The 20362-nt window shown below is 67.2% G+C and carries 16 protein-coding genes; 5 read left to right on the forward strand and 11 right to left on the reverse strand.

Annotated features, from left to right (window positions below):
* Nucleotides 1–57: 57 nt before the first annotated feature.
* From L0976_RS14125 to L0976_RS14140, 4 genes are all read left to right on the forward strand, one after another.
* Nucleotides 58–2814 carry a DNA translocase FtsK gene (locus tag L0976_RS14125; RefSeq protein WP_234187965.1) on the forward strand — a complete coding sequence of 919 codons (2757 nt, stop codon included), beginning with the start codon at nucleotides 58–60 and terminating at the stop codon, nucleotides 2812–2814.
* Nucleotides 2815–3059: 245 nt separating this feature from the next.
* Nucleotides 3060–4103, forward strand: a complete 1044-nt coding sequence (gene fba, locus L0976_RS14130) for a class II fructose-bisphosphate aldolase (RefSeq protein ID WP_234187966.1) — start codon at nucleotides 3060–3062, stop codon at nucleotides 4101–4103.
* Between the two features lie 148 nt (nucleotides 4104–4251).
* Nucleotides 4252–5394, forward strand: a complete 1143-nt coding sequence (locus tag L0976_RS14135; protein ID WP_370643675.1) for an L-lactate dehydrogenase — start codon at nucleotides 4252–4254, stop codon at nucleotides 5392–5394.
* Between the two features lie 47 nt (nucleotides 5395–5441).
* Nucleotides 5442–5678: a CopG family ribbon-helix-helix protein gene (locus L0976_RS14140; RefSeq protein ID WP_234187968.1), complete on the forward strand. Its 237-nt coding sequence runs from the start codon at nucleotides 5442–5444 to the stop codon at nucleotides 5676–5678.
* A 242-nt stretch (nucleotides 5679–5920) separates the two neighbouring features.
* Here L0976_RS14140 and L0976_RS14145 read toward each other — a convergent pair whose 3' ends face one another.
* The 4 genes from L0976_RS14145 to L0976_RS14160 form a co-directional block, all read right to left on the reverse strand.
* Complete coding sequence (locus L0976_RS14145; RefSeq protein WP_234187969.1) at nucleotides 5921–6955, reverse strand: histone deacetylase family protein; 1035 nt, start codon at nucleotides 6953–6955, stop codon at nucleotides 5921–5923.
* A gap of 2 nt (nucleotides 6956–6957) precedes the next feature.
* Nucleotides 6958–8346 carry a glutamine synthetase family protein gene (locus tag L0976_RS14150; RefSeq protein WP_234187970.1) on the reverse strand — a complete coding sequence of 463 codons (1389 nt, stop codon included), beginning with the start codon at nucleotides 8344–8346 and terminating at the stop codon, nucleotides 6958–6960.
* Nucleotides 8343–9716, reverse strand: a complete 1374-nt coding sequence (locus L0976_RS14155; RefSeq protein WP_234187971.1) for a transaminase — start codon at nucleotides 9714–9716, stop codon at nucleotides 8343–8345. Before L0976_RS14155 ends, L0976_RS14150 begins: the two co-directional genes overlap by 4 nt.
* 75 nt (nucleotides 9717–9791) lie before the next feature.
* A complete protein-coding gene (locus L0976_RS14160) occupies nucleotides 9792–10841 on the reverse strand; it encodes a helix-turn-helix domain-containing protein (protein WP_234187972.1) in 1050 nt (349 codons plus the stop codon).
* A 268-nt stretch (nucleotides 10842–11109) separates the two neighbouring features.
* Here L0976_RS14160 and L0976_RS14165 point away from each other — a divergent pair, with 268 nt between their 5' ends.
* The gene (locus L0976_RS14165; protein WP_234187973.1) at nucleotides 11110–12003 is read left to right on the forward strand and encodes a hypothetical protein; all 894 of its coding nucleotides are present in this window, start codon (nucleotides 11110–11112) and stop codon (nucleotides 12001–12003) included.
* Here L0976_RS14165 and L0976_RS14170 read toward each other — a convergent pair.
* From L0976_RS14170 to L0976_RS14200, 7 genes are all read right to left on the reverse strand, one after another.
* Nucleotides 12000–13241 carry an AGE family epimerase/isomerase gene (locus L0976_RS14170; protein ID WP_234187974.1) on the reverse strand — a complete coding sequence of 414 codons (1242 nt, stop codon included), beginning with the start codon at nucleotides 13239–13241 and terminating at the stop codon, nucleotides 12000–12002. The genes L0976_RS14165 and L0976_RS14170 overlap by 4 nt on opposite strands.
* Nucleotides 13242–13505: 264 nt before the next feature.
* Entirely contained in the window at nucleotides 13506–13964 is a 459-nt protein-coding gene (locus L0976_RS14175; RefSeq protein ID WP_203315634.1) for an RpiB/LacA/LacB family sugar-phosphate isomerase, read from the reverse strand.
* Nucleotides 13965–13977: 13 nt separating this feature from the next.
* On the reverse strand, nucleotides 13978–14748 hold the full coding sequence (locus L0976_RS14180; protein WP_234187975.1) for a triose-phosphate isomerase: 771 nt from the start codon (nucleotides 14746–14748) through the stop codon (nucleotides 13978–13980).
* Nucleotides 14749–14779: 31 nt separating this feature from the next.
* Complete coding sequence (locus L0976_RS14185) at nucleotides 14780–15724, reverse strand: sugar-binding transcriptional regulator (protein ID WP_203315636.1); 945 nt, start codon at nucleotides 15722–15724, stop codon at nucleotides 14780–14782.
* 93 nt (nucleotides 15725–15817) lie between these two features.
* On the reverse strand, nucleotides 15818–16753 hold the full coding sequence (locus L0976_RS14190) for a sugar phosphate isomerase/epimerase (RefSeq protein WP_234187976.1): 936 nt from the start codon (nucleotides 16751–16753) through the stop codon (nucleotides 15818–15820).
* 8 nt (nucleotides 16754–16761) lie between these two features.
* A complete protein-coding gene (locus L0976_RS14195; RefSeq protein WP_234187977.1) occupies nucleotides 16762–18273 on the reverse strand; it encodes a glycerol-3-phosphate dehydrogenase in 1512 nt (503 codons plus the stop codon).
* 48 nt (nucleotides 18274–18321) lie between these two features.
* Nucleotides 18322–19872, reverse strand: coding sequence for an FGGY-family carbohydrate kinase (locus L0976_RS14200; protein ID WP_234187978.1), 1551 nt, complete (start codon nucleotides 19870–19872; stop codon nucleotides 18322–18324).
* Between the last annotated feature and the right edge of the window lie 490 nt (nucleotides 19873–20362).

Consider the following 20362-nt stretch of genomic DNA (forward strand, 5'->3'; position numbering starts at 1 on the left):
TCATTTCCTAACCATCTGCATATCCCTATCGGCAATGATCGTCGAGATTGCAGGTTCATGCGTATTTCCAGAACTAACTTCTATCCCGTCCTCGAGAGTGAAGGGGAGAGCGACGAGCAGTCGTCGCATTACTCCGGTGAAAACAACGCCTTGACCGAAGAGGTTCCGGACGCGGAGGCCTGGCACGGCGAAGGCGAGGCTATCGCCAACGACGACCACTACCGCCCGCGCTTCCGCTCGCCGATCCTGCGCGCCTACGATCCCGGCCAATATGCCGACGGGACGTGGGAAAGCCACTTCTACCTGGCGCCCAATGTCCGCTTCACGCGCACGCCCGACAAGGTCGCCGCCAGGATCGAGGAGGCGGTCGCGGAGGAAGCCGCAAAAGTCACGCCCGTCATCGAAGAGCCGGTCCAGGCGGCTCCCTCCGAAATGCAAGCAGAGACACTCCAGGTGCAGCAGTTCCCAGTTCCCCAGTCCCCGGTTTCCGAACCCCAGGCCCCGCAAACCCAGCCGGCACAGCTTTCGCAGGCCGAGCTTCTGCTGCGCCTGCGCGAGGCGCTCGATGAGCGCCGCCGCCGCTTCGAGGCACAGCAGGCGCCGGCAGGCGCCGGGCCGGTCGATCCGGTTCCGCAATTCGTCCAGGCCGTCGTCGCTGCCCGGCAGAATGCGGTTCCGGCGGAGGCCGCCGTCGTGTTCCGGCCGACCATGCCGGTTCAGGCCCCGGTTTTCGCGCCGAAGCCTGTCTTCGCCGCTCCCGCCGCTGAGCCGGTTGCAAAGGCCAGCGTGCGCGAGGCGCTCAGCCGCTTCACCCATCTTTCGGATCATGCCTTCTGGGAAACCATGGTGCCGGAGGAGAACGCCGCGGTCGTTCCACAGCGCCCGGCGGTTTCCGTCGTGCGCATGCCGCTGCCGACGCCGGTCGCGGCACCCGTTGCCGCCGCTCCCGCCCTTGCACCGCGCGAGGAGCCGGTGCCTGTCGCCTCGCTCTACCGTGTGGTCGAGTGCCGTCCTGCCGCAACCCGGCAGGTGGCCGTGGAGACCGTCGCTGCCGCTTCACCGGTAAAGGCGGAGCCGGCCGTCGCTATCGCGGCACCGGCCGTCGAGGTTGCACCGCAGGCCCTTCCTGTCACCGTCGAGCCCAAGCCGGCGGCCCCGGCGCCCGCTGCCGTCGCCGAGCCGGTCCGCGAACCCCCGTCGTCCGTGCTGTCGCGTGCCCGGCCGTTCCAGGTCACGCTCGCCACGCCGACCGCCGACACCTACGAATACCCGCCGCGCGACCTCCTGCAGGAGCCGCCGCGCACCGTCGGCTTCGTGCTGACGCAGGAGCAACTCGAACAGAATGCCGGCCTGCTCGAAAGCGTGCTGGAAGACTTCGGCGTGCGCGGCGAGATCATCCATGTCCGCCCCGGCCCGGTCGTGACACTCTACGAATTCGAGCCGGCGCCGGGCGTCAAGTCCTCGCGCGTCATCGGCCTTGCCGACGACATCGCCCGCTCCATGTCGGCGCTTTCGGCGCGTGTCGCCGTGGTGCCCGGCCGCAACGTCATCGGCATCGAGCTGCCGAACGCCACTCGCGAGACCGTCTATTTCCGCGAGATGATCGATTCCGCGGACTTCGCCAGGACCGGCTTCAAGCTGCCGATCTGCCTTGGCAAGACCATCGGCGGCGAGCCCGTCATCGCCGAGCTTGCCAAGATGCCGCACCTGCTCGTCGCCGGCACCACCGGCTCGGGCAAGTCGGTCGCCATCAACACGATGATCCTGTCGCTGCTCTACCGGTTCCGCCCGGAGGAATGCCGCCTGATCATGGTCGATCCCAAGATGCTGGAACTGTCGATCTATGACGGCATCCCGCACCTCCTGACCCCTGTCGTCACCGACCCGAAGAAGGCCGTCATGGCGCTGAAATGGGCGGTGCGCGAGATGGAGGATCGTTATCGCAAGATGTCGCGCCTCGGCGTGCGCAATATCGACGGCTACAACAACCGCGTCGCCGCCGCCCGCGACAAGGGCGAGACGATCACGATCAGCGTCCAGACCGGCTTCGACAAGGGAACCGGCGAGGCGATCAACGAGGACCAGGAACTCTCCCTCGAGCCGATGCCCTATATCGTCGTCATCGTCGACGAGATGGCCGACCTGATGATGGTCGCCGGCAAGGAGATCGAAGGCGCGATCCAGCGGCTCGCCCAGATGGCGCGCGCCGCCGGCATCCACCTGATCATGGCGACGCAGCGTCCCTCGGTCGACGTCATCACCGGCACGATCAAGGCGAACTTCCCGACGCGTATCTCCTTCCAGGTGACCTCGAAGATCGACAGCCGCACCATCCTCGGCGAGCAGGGCGCCGAACAACTCCTCGGCCAGGGTGATATGCTGCACATGGCCGGCGGCGGGCGCATCTCGCGCGTCCACGGTCCCTTCGTCTCCGATGAGGAGGTCGAGAAGGTCGTGCTGCACCTCAAGGCCCAGGGCCGTCCGGAATATCTGGAGACGGTGACGGCGGACGAAGAGGAGGAAGAGGACGAGAAGCCGGCTGCCGGTGGCGCCGTCTTCGACAAGGGCGACATCGCGGCCGAGGACGGCGACGACCTCTACGAAAAGGCCGTCAAGGTCGTCATGCGCGACCGCAAGTGCTCGACCTCCTACATCCAGCGGCGCCTCGCCGTCGGCTACAACCGGGCGGCGTCCCTCGTCGAGCGCATGGAGAAGGAAGGCCTCGTCGGCCCCGCCAACCATGTCGGCAAGCGCGAGATCGTGAGCGGCGAGCGCAATGCCTTCCAGCCGCCGGAAAGCGGCGACGACGAATAACATTCCGCCATGTGGCGATTGCCCGGCTGCCGGGCAATTGTCCTACTTATTTGAAATGGATGGATTTTCCGGGTCCGGTCCGCTCACGCGGGCCGGATCTTTACCGTGTCCACGGGAAATCTTGTTCCGCCATCGCATTTAATCGATTTGGCCCATGACGGGGTCCGCAGGGCCTGTTGCATATGGCGGACGATCTGTGAATAGTGCCGCCCGACCGACGAAATCTGCATCCAAGGAGGACAGGAATGGCATTGATCACCATGCGGCAACTGCTCGATCACGCAGCGGAGAACGACTACGCACTGCCCGCATTCAACGTCAATAACCTGGAATATATCCAGGCGGTCATGCGCGCGGCGGATGCCACGGACTCCCCGGTGATCCTGCAGGCGAGCCGCGGTGCGCGCGCCTATGCCGGCGATGCCTTCCTGCGTCACCTCATCCTCGGCGCCGCCGAGGAATATCCGCATATCCCGGTCTGCCTGCATCTCGACCACGGCGACCAGCCATCGACCTGCATCTCGGCCATCACCAACGGCTTCACCTCCGTCATGATGGACGGCTCGCTGCTCGCCGACGGCAAGACCGTCGCCAGCTACGACTACAATGTCGACGTCACTGCCGAAGTGGTGAAGATTGCCCATGCGGCCGGCGTTTCGGTCGAGGGCGAGCTTGGATGTCTCGGCAACCTGGAAACGGGCGCCGGCGACAAGGAGGACGGCCACGGCTTCGAGGGCAAGCTTTCCCGCGAGGAACTGCTGACCGACCCGGACCAGGCGCTCGACTTCGTTTCGAAGACCGGCGTCGATGCGCTCGCCGTCGCCATCGGCACCAGCCACGGCGCCTACAAGTTCACCCGCGCGCCTGATGGCGACATCCTCTCCATCGAGACGATCGCCAAGATCCACGCGAAGCTGCCGAACACGCATCTCGTCATGCACGGCTCCTCCTCGGTTCCGCAGGACCTGCAGGACCTCTTCACCACCTATGGTGGCGAGATGAAGCAGACCTGGGGCGTGCCCGTCGCCGAAATCCAGAAGGCGATCCCCCTCGGCGTGCGCAAGGTCAATATCGACACGGACCTGCGCCTCGCCATGACCGGCACGATCCGCAAGAACTTCAAGGAAAAGCCTGACAATTTCGATCCGCGCACCTACCTGAAGCCGGCGACCGCCCGCATGACGGAGGTCTGCAAGGAGCGCTTCGAAGCCTTCCGCACCGCCGGCAAGGCCTCCGGCATCCGCGTCAAGCGCCTTCCCGACATGGCGAAGTTCTACGCCGCGAAGTAAGCCGCTTTCGGCCCGTCTTTCCACCCTCCCGGTTCCGGCCGGGAGGGTTTTGTTCTTTGCGCGGCAAACCCGCACGAATCCATTGCGAGCCGCAATGCCTGCCCGTAAAAGATTGCGGACCGCAAGCGCGAGCGAGGACGACATGAGCGTGGAACAGGCCCTGACGATCGCAGACCTCAAGGAACGGGCGCGCCGCCGCGTGCCGAAGATGTTCTTCGACTATGCCGATTCCGGAGCCTGGACGGAGGGCACCTACCGCGCCAACGAGGACGACTTCCACAAGGTGAAGCTGCGCCAGCGCGTGCTGGTCGACATGCGCGACCGGTCGCTGGAAAGCGAGATGATCGGCGAGAAGGTCTCCATGCCCGTCGCCCTCGCGCCGACCGGCATGACCGGCATGCAGCATGCCGACGGCGAGATGCTCGCCGCCCAGGCCGCCGAGGAATTCGGCGTTCCCTTCACGCTCTCCACCATGAGCATCTGCTCGATCGAGGACGTGCGCTCCGTCACCACGAAGCCCTTCTGGTTCCAGCTCTATGTCATGCAGGACAAGGATTTCGTCCACAATCTCATCGACCGCGCCAAGGCGGCGGGCTGCTCGGCGCTGGTGCTGACGCTCGACCTGCAGATTCTCGGCCAGCGCCACAAGGACCTGCGCAACGGCCTGTCCGCCCCGCCGCGCTTCACGCCGAAGCATCTCTGGCAGATGGCGACGCGGCCCTTCTGGTGCCTCGACATGCTCGGCACCAGGCGCCGCACCTTCGGCAACATCGTCGGCCACGCCAAGGGTGTGACGGATCTTTCCTCGCTCTCTTCCTGGACCACGGAGCAGTTCGACCCGCAGCTCTCGTGGAAGGACATCGAATGGATCCGCGAACGCTGGGGCGGCAAGCTCATCCTCAAGGGCATCCTCGACGAGGAGGATGCCCGCATGTCGCTCGGCAGCGGCGCCGACGCGATCATCGTCTCCAACCATGGCGGCCGCCAGCTCGACGGCGCGGCCTCCTCGATCACCATGCTGCCGCGCATCGTCGATGCGGTCGGCGACAAGATGGAAGTCCATCTCGACGGCGGCATCCGCTCGGGCCAGGATGTGCTGAAGGCGCTTTGCTACGGCGCCAGGGGCACCTATATCGGCCGCCCCTTCCTCTACGGCCTCGGCGCCGGCGGCAAGGCGGGCGTGCGCCGCACGCTGGAGATCATCCGCAAGGAACTCGACGTCACGATGGCGCTGTGCGGCGAACGCGACGTGAAGAACCTCTCGCGTAACAACCTGCACAGGGACGTATAGGCGTACGGGGCCGGCGAGACGCGCCGCCGTTCGTGCGAGAACGCCGCATGGACCAGCGTAACGACCTCTCGAAGGATCTCGACCGTCGCATCGATGCGCTCGCGGCGCGGTCGATGCCGACCCGCAGCCAGATCATCGAGGACGCGCCGGCGCATGGCCGCTCGCTGGCCTGGCAGCAGAGGTGGGCCGCAGGCATCGAAGCGGGGCTTGCGGAAGCCGCTCGGGGCGACTTCGCCACCGAGGAGGAGATCGCTCTCGTCCTCGACAGGTACGCGGAGCGCTGATCGCTCATGGCGGAGGTCGTCTGGACCCGCCGTTATCTCCGCGAGTTGGACACCATCCACGGCCGGACGAGGCGCCTGCTTTCCGAAAACACGTTCACGGTCGTGTTGGTGAGATCGAGGGGACGCGGGAATTCGTCGTTCCCGGAACGCCTTACATCGTCGCCTATCGCGGGCTGGAGACGCGGGTCGAAGTCCTTTTCGTGCAGCGCACCGCCCGGGAGCGGCCGGACGCTCTCTGAGACTCAGCCTCTTTCGAAGCCCTGCAGCACGTTCACCGCGTTCACACCCAGCGCCTCCACCGCATAGCCGCCTTCCATCACGAAAAGCGTCGGCAGGCCGAAATCGGCGATGCGGCGGCCGATGGTGGTGAAGTGTTCGCTTTCCAGCCTGAACTGCGAGATCGGGTCTTCCTTGAACGTGTCGACGCCGAGGGAGACGACGAGGGCGGTCGGGGCGTAGGCGCGGATCTTCGCATGCGCGTCCTCGAAGGCTGCCAGCCATTCGGGCCATGCGGTGCCGGCAGGCAGCGGGTAGTTGAGGTTGTAGCCTTCGCCCTTGCCGGCGCCGCGCTCGCGGGCATAGCCGAGGTGGAAGGGGAACTCGAAGTCCGGGTCGCCGTGCAGGCTGGCGAGCAGCACGTCGTCCCGCTCGTAGAAGATTTCCTGCGTGCCGTTGCCGTGGTGGTAGTCGACGTCGAAGATCGCGACGCGGGCATGGCCGTTGTCGAGGAAACGCTGCGCGGCGATGGCCGCGTTGTTGAGATAGCAATAGCCGCCGAAGAAGTCGCGGCCGGCATGGTGGCCGGGCGGACGGCAGAGCGAGAAGGCGGCACGCTCGCCGGCGAGCACGGCATCGGCCCCGGCAAGAGCGGTATCGGCCGCACGCTTGGCCGCCTGCCACGTCGTTTCGGTGATCGAGCCGGCCATGTCGAAGGAATAATAGGAAAGCCGGGCGTCGAGGCCCGAGGGCGGGGCGTCGATCATCGGCATGGAGCGATGGCGCCAGCTATAGGGCCAGACCTCGCCGTCGCGCCCGGCGGCCTGCCATTCGGAAAAGACGGTCTCCAGGAAATCGAGATAATCGGGCGTATGGATGCGCTCGATGGCGGCGCGCTCATAGGCCGGCGGCTCGACTACCGGGCCGAGCCCGACCTCGGTGACGCGCCGCAGGACGATCTCGGCGCGTTCCGGCTTCTCGAAGGTCTCGACGATGCGACCGAAGGAGAGCTCCATGCCGCTGTGATGCAGGTGATGGTCGGCGGTGTAGAAGGTTTTCATTCTCAGACGACCTCGCCGTAGAGCGTGCGTTCGAGCGCGGTCACTTCCGCCGCGAAACGGCGGTATTCGGCGCGCTTGAGGGCCAGGAAGACGTGGTGCAGGCGCGCGCCGAGCGCTTCCCTCAGGAAGTCCGAGCGGGCCGCCGTCTCGATGGCGCTGCGCCAGTCCGGCGGCAGCGCATCTCCCGTTGCCTCGGCATAGGCCGTCGTCTCGGGGCCGGGATCGGCCTTCGCGAGAATGCCCCTGCGCATGCCGGCAAGCACGGTCGCGCCGACGAGATAGGGATTGGAATCGATGCCGGCGGCGCGCTGTTCGAGGTGGCGGCCGGCGGGTGCGCCGGCCGGGATGCGGATGGCGACGGAACGGTTGTTGGTGCCCCAGGTCGGCGTCGTCGGCGCGTAGCTCTGGGCGGAAAAGCGCCGCCAGGAATTGAGGTGGGGGGCGAAGACGAGCATGGATTCATGCATCGTTTCAAGCAGGCCCGCGACCGTCTGCCTCAGGAGGGGCGCCAGCGCCTCGTCCCGATCGGCGAAGAGGTTCTCGCCTGCCGCATCGGCAAGGCTCGCATGGACATGCATGCCGGAACCGGCGCGACCGGCAAAGGGCTTTGCCATGAAGCAGGCCATCATGCCGTGGCGCACCGCGAGCGCGCGGATGAGGCGCTTCAGCATGGTGATGTCGTCGGCCGCACGTAGCGCGCTGCCGTGGCGCAGCGTCAGTTCGAACTGGCCCTGGGCATATTCCGAGATCATGGTCTCGACGGGCAGGCCCTGCGCTTTAGCGCCGCGATAGACGGCGTCGATGAACGGCTCCAGCCGGTCGAGCTCGGTGACGCCGTAGACCTGGATGCCGTCCGGCCGTTCGCCGGACAGCGGCAGGCGGAGCGGCTGGAAATGGCCGCCCTCCGCGCGTTCGCGGTCGAGCAGGTAGAATTCCAGCTCGTAGGCGAGAATGGGATGGAAGCCGTCCGCTTCGAGCAGCTTCACCTGGCGGGCGAGCGCATGGCGCGGATCGGCCGCCATGGGCGTGCCGTCGAGCTCGAAAAGGGCAAGGCGCACCTCGCCGCGTGGCGGGGACGTCCAGGGCAGGGGGACGAGCGAGCCGGCAACCGGCCAGGCGCGCCTGTCGGCATCGCCGTCCGACCAGACGAGGCCGGTCTCCTCCACGTCCTCGCCGGTCACGTCGAGGCCGAGGATCGAGCCGGGCAGGTGCCGGCCGGAGCGGAAGATCGGCAGGAGCTCGTGCCGCCGGATGATCTTGCCGCGCGCAATGCCGTTGAGGTCGATCAGCACGAGGTCGAAGGCGGTGATGTCCGGATGGGCGGCGAGGAAGGCTTCGGCTTCGGCAATGTCGGCGGCTTCCGGGGGACGGGTGGCAAGGTCGCGGCTCACGCGGCGGCCCTCCGCTCGGCAAGGCGGCCGAGGATGGTCGCGAACGCCTCGACGAGCCCGTCCGCCTGCTCTTGCGAAAGGGCCGGGCTGACGAGCACCATGTTGTGGAAGGGCGTCAGCAGATAGCCGAGATTGAGCATGGAAAGATGAAGCGCCGCCTCGATCGTGTCGGAGGCCGCTGCGCGCGCCTCGGCGGCGTTGCGCACCGGCACGGGCGAGAAGACGACCTCCAGCCGGGCGCCGACGCGCGAGACCGTCCAGCCGAGGCCGGCGGCGGCGATCGCCGCCTTGAAGCCGGCCTCGATGCGGTCGGCGCGGTCCTGCATGGTGCGGTAGGCGTCCTCCGTCATGACATGTTCGAGGCAGGCGCGCAGGCAGGCGAGCTGCAGCGCGCTGCCGGAAAGCGTCGTGCCGATGCCGGAATGGCCGTGGCCGCTCTGCTCGCGGCGGATGACATGCAGCCTGTCGGAGATCGCCTGCGTCATGCCCCAGACGCTGACGGGAACGCCGCCGCCGATGGGCTTGCCCATGACCATGAGATCGGGGTCGAGGCCGTGCACCTTCGTATAGCCGCCGAGGCCGGTGGAGATGGTATGCGTCTCGTCGATGAGGAGCAGGGTGCCCGCCTCGCGCGTCAGGCGGCGCAGGGCGTCATGGAAGCCCGGGGCGGGCGGGATCATGCCGCAATTGGTCATGACCGGCTCGGCAAGCACGCAGGCGATGTCCTGCGCGGCGAGCGCCTTTTCCAGCGCGGCTTCGTCGTTGAAGGGGATGGAGACGGTGAGTTCGCCGAGGTCGCGGACCTGGCCCAGGAGATTGCGGCGCGAGACCGTCCTGCCGTCGACGAGGTCGACCAGCGTGTCGTCCACGGCGCCGTGATAGCAGCCGTCGAAGACGAGGAGTTTCGCCCGGCCGGTGACGGCGCGCGCGACGCGGATGGCGAAGCGGTTGGCATCGCTTGCGGTGGCGCCGAGCTGCCAGCGCGGCAGGCCGAAGCGCTCGACGAGGAGCCGGCCGACGATCTGCGCATCGGAGGAGGGCAGCATGGTCGTGAGGCCGCGGGAGCCGGCATTCCGCAGCGCCTCCAGAACGGGTGCCGGGCCATGGCCGAACATCGCGCCCGTGTCACCGAGGCAGACGTCGACGATGCGGTTGCCGTCGATATCGACGAGTTCGGCGCCGCTCGCCTGGTCGATCACGACGGGGAAGGGCGCCGGCCAGTCCAGCATCCAGTGCTGTGGCACGCCGTCGAAGAAGCCCGATGCCGCTTCGTCATGCGCCGCCGCGGAACGCGGCCTGCGGGCTCGAAACAACTCCGCTTCCGCCTCGATCAGCGCGCGGGCGCGCGCCTCCAGGTCCGCCCTCTCCATCCCGTTCTCCCGCAGGTGCCTTGAAATGTGATCACATATTGGTCGATGTGATTTCAAGTGTCAAACGCAAGATGGCTACAGGGAACCCACGAGGTGCAGCCAGTCGTGCACGGATGCGGCGGCCTGTTTCTCGGCCGAACCGCGCACGAGCGGGCTTCGGCCGTCCCTCTCGCGCACCTCGCTCGGGCTCATGCCGAAATGGTTGCGGAAGGCGCGCGAGAAGGCGGACGTGTCGGCAAAGCCGCAGGCATAGGCGATCTCGCCGATCGTCCGCTTGCCGTCGTTCGCCAGCATCCGCAGGGCGGTGCGCAGGCGGCGGGTGCGGATATAGTCCGTGACGCCGCCGATGGGCTCGAAGAGGCGGTAGAGCGAGGCGCGCGACAGGCCGAACATCTTGCACAGATGATCCGGACCGAGATCGGGCAAGGCGATGTGCTGTTCGATGTAGCGGCGGATTTCCATGATGACCGCGCCGCGCACGGTGGGCGAGGGCCGGCTCCGCGCGGCTATCTTCGGCGCGATGAGACCGGTGACGAGGTTCGCCGTGGCGGCGACGACGGTCGGGGCCTCCGCCCGGGTGATTTCCGGAAGGTCCGCGAACAGGGCGCGTAGATGGCTGCCGATCAGCCGTGCCGTGCTGGTCGAGCGCTTGAGGAGAAGGCCGTGCAGCGCATCGTTCTCCGCCTCCCTGCTGAAGAGCAGGTGGCGCGGCAGGACCAGTGTGAGGTTGCGGCAGCGCTGCGTCTGGGAATGCATCGATCGCGTCAGGTCGAAGACGGAAATATCGCCCGCCTCGACCAGCATCGTCTCGCCGTTCACCGTGCGCATGTCGCTGCCCTCCAGCGTCAGTTGCACGAAGACGAGGTCGAGGCCGCTGCGGGCGATGTGGCCGGGATCGCGCGAGAAGGCATAGGTCGTGCCCTGCATGTCGGCGACGAAGAAGAGGGCGGGGCCCATGAAATGGGTGGACAGCCCCGCACGGAAGTCGGCGAGCCGCTCCGGCATTTCGACCGTGGTGCGGAAGACGGGATCGAGCGTTTCGGTGAAGAGGCGGCTTTTCCGGCGACAATCCGCACCGGCTTCGGCGAGGACGGAGTGGGACGGCAGCTTGTCGACGGGGCTCATTGCGCCTCACGGTTCCTGAAAATGGATGGCATTGCCTGTCAGGCACGCCTGCGGCGACGGTTCCTTCCGTCGTGCCGCGGCAGCGCATGCGCAGCCTTGGCGCGGCGTCTCATTCTTTTGTCTCCCTGTCTCATATTGCCTACCCCGTTCGGTAATACAATTGACAGTTTAGCCAGCCTCCAACCCCATGGAAAAAAATGGGTCCATTCGGGCCCCGCGCGCGACAAGAACGACAGAGGGCGCATCGCCCCGGAACGGGATTGCAGACGTGGACCAGATTTCTTTCGACGACGGCTCGCTGGACTTCCATGTGCCACCCGTCGAATTCCTGCGGGCATCGGTGTTCGCCGGGGCACGGGACCGGGTGATCGCCGGCAAGCTGGCGCTCTACGAGGGCAACCATCTCTTCAACCGCCTCGTCCTGGAGGAGGGGCGTTACCTCTGTTATCTCGCCGCCCTGTCGCTCCACAGCGCGCAGGACATGGCGCAGCCCTCGACCTGGCTGACGCTCGGCCGTCTCCAGCGCGAGGTCACGGCGCTTGGCGTGGCGAGCCGGAACCGCGTCGAGGCACAGGTCTCGTGCCTGCGCAAATACGGCTTCCTCACCCAGCAGCCCCACGCCCCGGACCGCCGCGTCCGCCTGCTCGTCCCGAATGACGGGTTCCTGTCGCACGATGCGCGCACGCTCGACCTGCTCGCGAACGGGCTTGCCGAATTCGGCCTTTCGCCGACGGAGGCATCCAGGAGTGTATCCGGCACGGAGCTGCACCGCGCGATGCGCCGCGCGACGTTGCCGCACTTGCGGGGCATCAGCCGCCTCATTCGCCGCCACCCGCAGCTTTCGCCCTTCTTTGCCCACGACTGCGGCTACATGGTCCTGCTGCTTCTCCTGCGCAATGCGGCGGCAAGCGGCGGCCGCGGCGTCTCCACCGGGTATCAGCGGCTTGCCGTGCAGGCGGGCGTCTCGCGCACCCATGTCCGCCGCATCATCGAGGCGGCGCGGGACGCCGGCCTCCTGACGACCGAGGCCCGCGGCGGCCACGACATCGGGCTGACGCCCGCGATGTGGCAGGCGGCGGACCGCTGGTTCGCCGACCAGTTCGCCCTGACCGACCTGCTCCTGCGCCAGGGGCTGGCGCATCTGTGTCCGGCCGGCTGCTAGCGCTCGCCGGCCTCCGCAATGCCCTTGGTCAGGCTGCCCGTCGCCGGATAGAGCGGGATGAGGCAGGCCTGGAGCGCGTGATAGATGTCGCCCTTGCCGGCGAACAGGGTGTAGCTCGGCACGAGGTCCTCGGTGAGCTCCTCATGCCAGCCGCCGCGATCCTGATCGAGGAAATGGCGCGCGATCGAATCCCAGATCCTGCGATACCAGGTCTCGTGGAAGTCGTCCGGCAGGTGCTCGCAAAGAAAGGCGGCGGCGCCGGCGCCCTCGGCCATCGGCCACCACAGCTTGTTGCGCTTGGCCGGTTCGTCGTTCCAGTCGAGCGTGTAGAAGAAGCCGCCCTTTTCCTTGTCCCAGCCGAGCGCGATGGACTGGGCGAAAAGCGCCCTGGCGGCCTTCGGCATCCAGGCGTGCTTGCGTCCGCCGAGCGCGTAGAGCTGGAGCACGAGGCGGGACCATTCGAGCCAGTGGCCGGGCGTGGTGCCAGAGGGGCGGAACATCTCGTTGCCGCGATAGTCCTTGTCGAGCACCCAGTTCTCGTCGAAATGCTCGGGCACGCGGAAGCCGTTTTCGCCGGCGCGGCGGCGGATGAGGAGGTCGGCGATACGCTCGGCCTTGTCGAGGTAGCCCTTTTCGCCGGTCGCCTCGTAGGCGGCCATCAGGGCTTCCGTCAGGTGCATGTTGGAATTCTGGCCGCGGTAGCCGGCGACCGGCGTCCAGTCCGCCTCGAATTCCTCGGCGATCGCGCCGTGCCTGTCGTCCCAGAAGCGGGTGTTGAGGACCTCCGTGACGTCGGCGATCATGCGGTCGGCGTCGGGATGGCCGGCGACCCTGGCGCTGGAGGCGGCAAGCAGCACGAAGGCGTGGCCGTAGCCCTGCTTGCTGGCATCGAGCAGGCCGGAATTGTCGAGCGACCAGTGATAGCCGCCGCGCTCGTGGTCGCGATGCTTCTCCCAGAGATATTTCATGCCGTGATCGACGATGTCGTCGGAGCCGGGGCGGCCGAGCAGGCTGCCGATGGAGAAGCAATGCACCATGCGGGCGGTGGAGTGGATGCCGCGCACCGGGTTGCCGGGATTGATCGGCCGGCCCTCGGCATCGAGTTCATGGAAGCCGCCCAGCGGATTGAAGGCCCGGTTCTGGAAGAAGTCGAACAGGCGGTTCGCTTCCCGCCAGAGCCATTGGCGGTGGTAGTCGCGCTTGCGCCAAGCCGTGCCGAGATGTCCCGTTGCGCCCATGATGCGTTCTCCTTTTTGATCGGTCCGCATTGTCGTGTCCGGTGCCGGGGCCTGACCGGAACGCGGCGGAATTTACCGTGGCGTGGGGTCACGCACGGCCCGCAACGTTCACAGTGACGGCTGGCCTCGACAGATGGGAGGCAATTTATGGCCCAGAAAGGAAGGAGCCGCAACCATCGGGCCCGGGAATCTCCAGCCGGGGCGCCGGGTCGGCGTGGGATCGCGACGGCGCGCCTTGCGGATGAAGGCGCGCCGCTCGTCCGCCTAGCTGGCGGCGTTGTACTTGGCGTCCACCGCGTCGATCGCCTTGACGTTGCCGGCCGAGCGGCCGTTCTCGTCGAAGGTCTGGGCGAGATAGGCGTCGGCGATGGCCTTGGCCAGCTCCGAGCCGATGACGCGGGCGCCCATGGTGATGATCTGCGCGTTGTTGGAGAGCGCGGCGCGCTCGGCCGAATAGGTGTCGTGCGTCAGCGCGGCGCGGATGCCGGGCACCTTGTTGGCCGAGATGCAGACGCCGATGCCGGTGCCGCAGACGAGGATGGCGCGGTCGTATTCGCCGGCGATGACGGCCGAGGCGACGCGGTCGGAGAGATTGGCGTAGAAGGCGTCCGCGCCGGCATCGGTGCGCGACACCTCGTGCACGTCGTGGCGGTCCTTCAGGTGATCGGCGAGGACCTTGGCAAGGCCTTCGCCCGCGCTGTCACCGGCAATGGCGAGTTTCATGGGAAGTCTCCTTTCAGATGGTGGCGGCTGCGCGCGCCAGGATGTCGAGATAGCCTTCAACCTTCCAGGCTGAGCGGCCGATGAAGAGCCCGTCGATGTCGGGGCAGGCGATCAGTTCCGCGCAGTTCTGCGGGTTGACCGAACCGCCGTAGAGGCAGGGAATGCGGCGGCCGAGAATGTCCTGCGCCACCTTGGCGATCTCGGCGTGGCGCGCGTTCGCATAGTCCGCGCTTGCCGGGATGCCCTTCTCGCCGATGGCCCAGACAGGCTCGTAGGCCAGCAGGATCTCCGCCTCCTTCTGCGCCCCGTCGAGCTTGCTAAGGGCGCCGCGCACCTGCTGCGCCAGCACCTCCGCCGCCCGGCCGCTTTCGCGGTCGGCGAGCGTTTCGCCGATGCAGATGAGCGGCACGAGCCCGTGGCGCACCGCCGCCTCCGTCTTGAGGCCGACCGTCTCGTCCGTCTCGCCGAAATGCTCGCGGCGTTCAGAATGGCCGAGTTCGACGAGGTCGAGATTGCAGTCCTTCAGCATCACGGGCGAGACCTCGCCCGTCCAGGCGCCTTCGTCGGCCCAATGCATGTTCTGGGCGCCGACCTTGACGGAGGTGCCGGCAAGCATGGCCTTGACCTCGCGCACTGCGGTAAAGGGCGGGATGACGAAGCGCTGGATGCGGGCGTCGGCATCGCCATCCGCCGCCTTCAGGCCCTCGGCGAAGGACTTCGCCTCGGCGAGCGTCTTGTTCATCTTCCAGCTCGTGCCGACCCAGAACTTCCGGCCTTGGCTCATGTTGTCGTCTCCCTATCGGTTTTTGTTTTCTTCATGTCGAGGTCCGCAGGAGCAGCCGCGCCGTCCGCTCGTCCGTGATCAGCCCGTGGAGCTTGTGGCTGTGCAGCACGGCGCGGATGGCCTCTGTCTTCACGGGGCCGCCGGCGATGGCGACGATCCGGTCCCCATCGGTCTCGGAGAACGAGGCGGCAAGCGTGCGCGCGGTCACCGCCGTCTCAAGGATGCGCCCCTTGTTGTCGAAGAAATGGCCGAGCAGTTCGCCGACGCCGCCGAGCGCGGCGATCTCCTCCAGTTCGTCCGGCTGCAGCATGCCGGATTTGACGAGATGGGCCTGGTTGTCGACGGTGCCGATGCCGACGATCTTGAGGTCGGCGCGCCGGGCAAGGTCGAAGACCTCCTTGACGCCGCGCTGGGCGAGCAGCACCTCGCGGTCCTCCTCCGTATTGGCGAAGAAGGGCACGGGCATCACATAGGCCTGCGTGCCGGTCTTCTCCGCGAGGCGATGCATTACGTCATAGGGGTTGGCCGCATAATTGCGGGTGAGCCCGCCGAGCAGCGAGACGAAGCGCGTGCCGCTCGCGGCGATCCGCGGCAGGTGGCGGACGGCGGCCGACAGCGTTCGGCCATGGCCGAGCCCGATGACGGCTGCTTCCCCGCGCTCGATTTCCCGGCGAAGGAAGTCCGCGCCCGCATGGCCGAGGGTGGTGAGCGCCAGCGCATCGTCGTCGGTATCGGGCGCGACCTCGCAATAGTCGAGCCCGTAGCGGGTCGAGAGCTCGACTTCGAGGTTGGCGCATTCGGCGATCTCGCCGTCGATGCTGACCTTCACCAGGCCGTCGGCGACCGCGCGCGCGATCAGCCGGTGCGCCTTCACCGAGGGAATGCCGAGCCGCTTGGCAACGGCCGACTGGGTGAACCCGCCGATATAATGCAGCCATGCGGCGCGGACGGCGAGGGAATGTTCATTGTCGGTCATCGGCGATTCCTGTCCTGCCTTCAGCCGAAGCGGTCTTCAGGCCAAGTCCTAGAGCATTTCCGCTTTCGCTGGAATTGACCGGGCAGGCGGCGGTCAGCCCAGCTTCAGGTCGGATGCGCCCGTATCGATATGCGGTGCCCAGAAGGCGATGCTTTCGGCGATCTGCGCAATGACCTCACGGTCGTTCGGCTCGCGTTCCTTGAAGGAGAGTTCGAGGCAGATCTCGTTGTCGACGGCGCCGCCGTCCGCGAAGGCCTTGAGGAGCGGCTCCGGCTGGATCCTCCCCATGGCGTTGAATTCGGCGGTGAAAGGCCGGTGGCCGCCCTTGTCCATCAGGCTCTGCTTGATATGGATGATCGGCGAGACCTTCGGCACGGCGCGCGCCCAGGCGTAAGGGTCGAAATCGTCGGGGTTGCCCGAGGTGACGTCGCCGTGGTCGATGTCGGCCATCATCCACATGGGGATGGCCATGTCCGCCGCGGTGAGCCGGTCCTGGAGCGCCATGCAGGCCTTTATCGTCTCGCCGAATTCGCGGCCGATGCTCATCGGCTCCCAGAAGACGTAGGAAAGGCCCGCGCCCCTGGCGTGCTCGGCGACCTCGGCCCAACAGTCGATGGCGATGCGGATCAGTTCCTCGCGGCGGGCCGGATCGTCATAATCCTTGTAGGTGAAGATGGCGAACTGGGTGCCGACGGAGGTGCCGCCGAGATCGCCGATGATGTCGGCGAAGGTCTTGAACCAGTCGACATAGTAGCGGCGCACATCCGCATCCGGATGGCCGAAATGGTTGAGGCGGCCATAGGGGCCGGTCATGCCCGAGGTGACGCGCACGCCGGTGCGCTGGAGCGCACGCTCCATCTGGCGCGTCAGCCGGCGGATCGTCGCGGCGTTCCAGCTCGGATTGATGAATTCGTGCGTCAACTGGAGGTCGCGCAGGCGAAGGTCCCGTGCGACGGTCTCGACCAGGTCGTCGGGATCGGCGAAGCGGTTGACCAGCGGATTGGTGTTGAGCGAAAGCGTCAGCGGCATGGTCGTCCTCAGGCGGCGGCAGGGCGGGCGGCGTCGAACCAGTCGGCAAAGGCCGCGCGCTCGGCGTCCGTCAGGTGCAGGTAGTGCTTGGTGCGGCGGTAGAGGATGTCCTCCGCCGTCTGCGCCCATTCGGTGGCGACGAGATAGCGGGCTTCCGCCTCGTAGAACTGGCCGCCGAAATGCCGGCCGAGCCCTTCGAGGCCGGTCGCGCCGCCGATGACGAGCCCGGTGCGCGTGCCGTAGAGACGGCCGTAATGGTGCACCAGCTTGCGCGGCATCCACGGATAGGCGTCGCGCAGGCCGTTGGCGAAGGTCTCGTAGTCGGCGTTCGGCATGTCGCCGCCGGGCAGCGGGGTCTTCTCCGTCCAGTCGCCGCCCATGGCGGGGAAGATGTGCCCGAGGCGATGCATGCCGCGCTCGGCGAGCTCGCGGAAGGTGGTGATCTTGCCGCCGAAGACGTTGAGCAGCGGCGCGCCGCCCGTCTCGTCGAGGTCGAAGACATAGTCGCGGGTGACGGCGGAGGGATTGCCCTTGCCGTCGTCGAAGAGCGGGCGCACGCCGGAGAAGGAATGCAGCACGTCCTGCCGGCGCAGCTTCTCCTTGAAGTAGCGGTTCACCGCCTTCAACAGGTAGTCGATCTCCGTCTCGTCGGCCGAGACGTCCTCGGCGCGGCCCTCATAGGCGATGTCGGTGGTGCCGATCAGCGCCTTGTCGCCCTCGTAGGGGTTGATGAAGATGACACGCTTGTCGTGGTTCTGCACCAGATAGGCGTTCGCCCCCGACCAGAACTTCGGCACGATGATGTGGCTGCCCTTGACGAGGCGGACATTGCGCGTGGAGTTGGAGCCGGCGACGCGGTTGATGACGTCGGACACCCACGGGCCGGCGCAGTTGACGACGCATTTCGCGCGGAAGGCGCGGGTCTCGCCCGTCACGCGGTTCTTCGTCTCCACGATCCAGACGCTGTTTTCGCGGCGGGCGGAGACGGCAGGCGAACGGGTCAGCACCACGGCGCCCTTTTCCGCGGCGCCGAGCGCGTTGAGCGTCACGAGGCGGGCGTCGTCCACCCAGCAGTCGGAATATTCGAAGCCGCGGGTGTACTGGTCGAGGATCGGCGTGCCCTCGGGATCGCGCGCAAGGTCCAGCGTGCGCGTGCCGGGTAGTTTCCTGCGGCCGCCGAGATGGTCGTAGAGGAAGAGGCCGAGGCGCACGAGCCAGGCGGGGCGATCCTCGGGGCTGTGCGGCAGGACGAAGCGCATCGGCCAGATGATGTGCGGGGCGGCGTTGAGCAGCACCTCGCGCTCGATCAGCGCTTCGCGCACCAGCCGGAATTCGTAATATTCGAGGTAGCGCAGGCCGCCGTGCACCAGCTTGCCGGACCGGGAGGAGGTGCCCTCGGCAAGGTCGTCCTTTTCGCACAGCACGACCTTCAGGCCGCGGCCCGCCGCGTCGCGCGCGATGCCGGCGCCGTTGATGCCGCCGCCGATCACGAAGAGGTCAATAAGCTCGGGCTCGTTCATCCAGGTCTCCTTCGACGCCACCCGCCGGGCGGCGCATTCCTCGTTTCGTCAGCGCGCGGCCAGGATGTCCCAGGCGGGCGCAATGCCCCGGCGAACATCCGAATAGGCGGCAAAGAGGCGCGTCATGCGTTCGGTGTCTTCGGGCTTCGGCCGTTCGGCCTCGCCGAGTTCCGGCGTCACCCAGTCGGCAATGCAGTCGTCCATCGTGCGGTATGCGCCGATGGCGACCGCGGCCATCATCGAGGCGCCGGCCGCGCCCGCTTCCTCGCGCGTGCTGACACGGACAGGCGCGCCGAGCGCGGCACCGAGCGTGCCCCGCAGGGCGGCCGAGCGCGCCGCGCCGCCGCTGATGCGCAGTTCGGCGGGCAGTGTGCCCATGGCGGCGTAGCAATCGCGCGTCGCCATGCCGAGGCCTTCGAGGACGGCGCGCACGAGATCGGGATAGCGATGGCGGCTGGAAAGGCCGGTGAAATTGGCGCGGGCGCGGGCATTGACGAAGGGGCCGCGCTCGCCGGCCTCGGAAATGTAGGGGTGATAGAGGATGTTGCCGGGCTTGCTGGCGGCGAACCAGTGGTCGACGCGGCCGATCATCTCGCTGAGCCCGACGGTGACGCCGAATTCGCCGAGAAGGTCGGCGCCGAGCTGGAGCAGCCAGTCGAGGTTGATCGTCGCGCCCATGTTGGTCTGCACCTGGGTGACGATGCCGGGGATCGGCAGGGCGATGACGTAGCCGGTGCGCGCGGCATTCAGCATCACCTCGGAAACGGGCTTGGCGAGAAGATGCACGCCCGTCGAGCCGATGGCCGAGCAGGCGGCGTTGCGGCCCTCGCTGCGCACGCCCGCGCCGAGCGCCGTCATGCACATGTCGACATAGCCGAGGCAGACCGGCGTGCCGGCCTTCAGGCCGGACGCCGCGGCCGCTTCCGCCGTCAGTGGATGGGCGGTTTCGGTCCCCTCGATCACCTCCGGCAGCAGGGCGCGGCGATGCGTCAGGCCGAGGGCGGCGAGCACGTCGCTGTCGTAGCTGCGGGTGCGGAAATTGCCGAAGGTGAAGCTGACTTCGGACGGGTCGGTGGCGCGGATGCCCGTCAGGTTGAGGTAGAGCCAGTCCTTGCAGTGCATGGCGGTCTCGGCGCCGGCGAGCAGTTCCGGGAAATACCGGTCCATGTGGGCAAGCTGGGCGCCCTGCTGGCAGGTGTTGAGGCCGGTGCCCGTCGCCTCGAACCGCGCGCGGTCGGCCTGCGTGGCGGCGAGGCGCTCGACGGTCGGTGCGGCGCGGGCGTCGAGCCATAGCCAGGCATCGCCCGCCGGCCGGTTGCACGCCCCGACGAGCCAGGTGCCGTCCCCCTGGCCGGTGACGGCGATGGCGGCGGTGCGGCCGGCGAGGCCCTCCACCTTTTCGGCGAGCCCGCGCAGGGCGCGCGTGCAGTCGAGCCAGGTCTGGTCGAGGGACTGCGTGACGGCGCCGTCGTCGCCGGTCGTATAGGTGTTGCGGACGGAGGCGCTGGCGATCTGCCGGCCGCCGAGGCTGAAGGCGACGGCCTTCATGACGGACGTGCCGGCGTCGATGCCGATGATCAGGTCTGCGGTCTCAGCCATGAGGCACGCCTGCGCGGCCCGCGACGGCCCTTGCCGCTTCGACTGGCGCGAAACAGAGCATTCGATCCTCCCGATAGTCTTCCACGAAAGCGCGCGCTGCTTTCCGGCCCGGCCCTGGACGTCAACGCAGAGCTTCCGTACGTCGCAAAAGAACATAACACAAAGTTATCGTGTGTCTCGTAAAATTTTTCCGGTCACGAATTTTTTTTCAGATAGGATGAAAGCCTGTGGAAACGGGCCGGCCGGCGTACTCTCGGTGCTGCCGCGCCCTCCACGGCTGGCCTGCCCCTGATGCAGGGCTCGCCTCCGAAGAGCCTGGAAGAGTCGTATTTTTTGCAATTTTCCAATTCTATTCATTTGGTTGCGGCGATCCTGCGTGCCTGCCGGAATGCAGATGGCCATGCCGGCCTGACGAGGGCCTCCTCAAGGCACGGGGGTGAAATATTTCGGTGAAAAAGTGGGGCTGGATGGCGTGACGGCTCGAAAAGGC

The organism is Shinella sp. NM-101, from assembly GCF_021401195.1.
Lineage (GTDB): Bacteria > Pseudomonadota > Alphaproteobacteria > Rhizobiales > Rhizobiaceae > Shinella.

Coding starts and splice junctions, on each gene's coding strand:
- L0976_RS14195 (WP_234187977.1), bottom strand. CDS start 18,273: ATGAACGAGCCCGAGCTTATTGACCTCTTCGTGATCGGCGGCGGCATC.
- L0976_RS14160 (WP_234187972.1), bottom strand. CDS start 10,841: ATGAGCCCCGTCGACAAGCTGCCGTCCCACTCCGTCCTCGCCGAAGCC.
- L0976_RS14175 (WP_203315634.1), bottom strand. CDS start 13,964: ATGAAACTCGCCATTGCCGGTGACAGCGCGGGCGAAGGCCTTGCCAAG.
- L0976_RS14145 (WP_234187969.1), bottom strand. CDS start 6,955: ATGAAAACCTTCTACACCGCCGACCATCACCTGCATCACAGCGGCATG.
- L0976_RS14140 (WP_234187968.1), top strand. CDS start 5,442: ATGGACCAGCGTAACGACCTCTCGAAGGATCTCGACCGTCGCATCGAT.
- L0976_RS14180 (WP_234187975.1), bottom strand. CDS start 14,748: ATGAGCCAAGGCCGGAAGTTCTGGGTCGGCACGAGCTGGAAGATGAAC.
- L0976_RS14200 (WP_234187978.1), bottom strand. CDS start 19,872: ATGGCTGAGACCGCAGACCTGATCATCGGCATCGACGCCGGCACGTCC.
- L0976_RS14170 (WP_234187974.1), bottom strand. CDS start 13,241: ATGGGCGCAACGGGACATCTCGGCACGGCTTGGCGCAAGCGCGACTAC.
- L0976_RS14125 (WP_234187965.1), top strand. CDS start 58: ATGCGTATTTCCAGAACTAACTTCTATCCCGTCCTCGAGAGTGAAGGG.
- fba (WP_234187966.1), top strand. CDS start 3,060: ATGGCATTGATCACCATGCGGCAACTGCTCGATCACGCAGCGGAGAAC.
- L0976_RS14155 (WP_234187971.1), bottom strand. CDS start 9,716: ATGGAGAGGGCGGACCTGGAGGCGCGCGCCCGCGCGCTGATCGAGGCG.
- L0976_RS14190 (WP_234187976.1), bottom strand. CDS start 16,753: ATGCCGCTGACGCTTTCGCTCAACACCAATCCGCTGGTCAACCGCTTC.
- L0976_RS14185 (WP_203315636.1), bottom strand. CDS start 15,724: ATGACCGACAATGAACATTCCCTCGCCGTCCGCGCCGCATGGCTGCAT.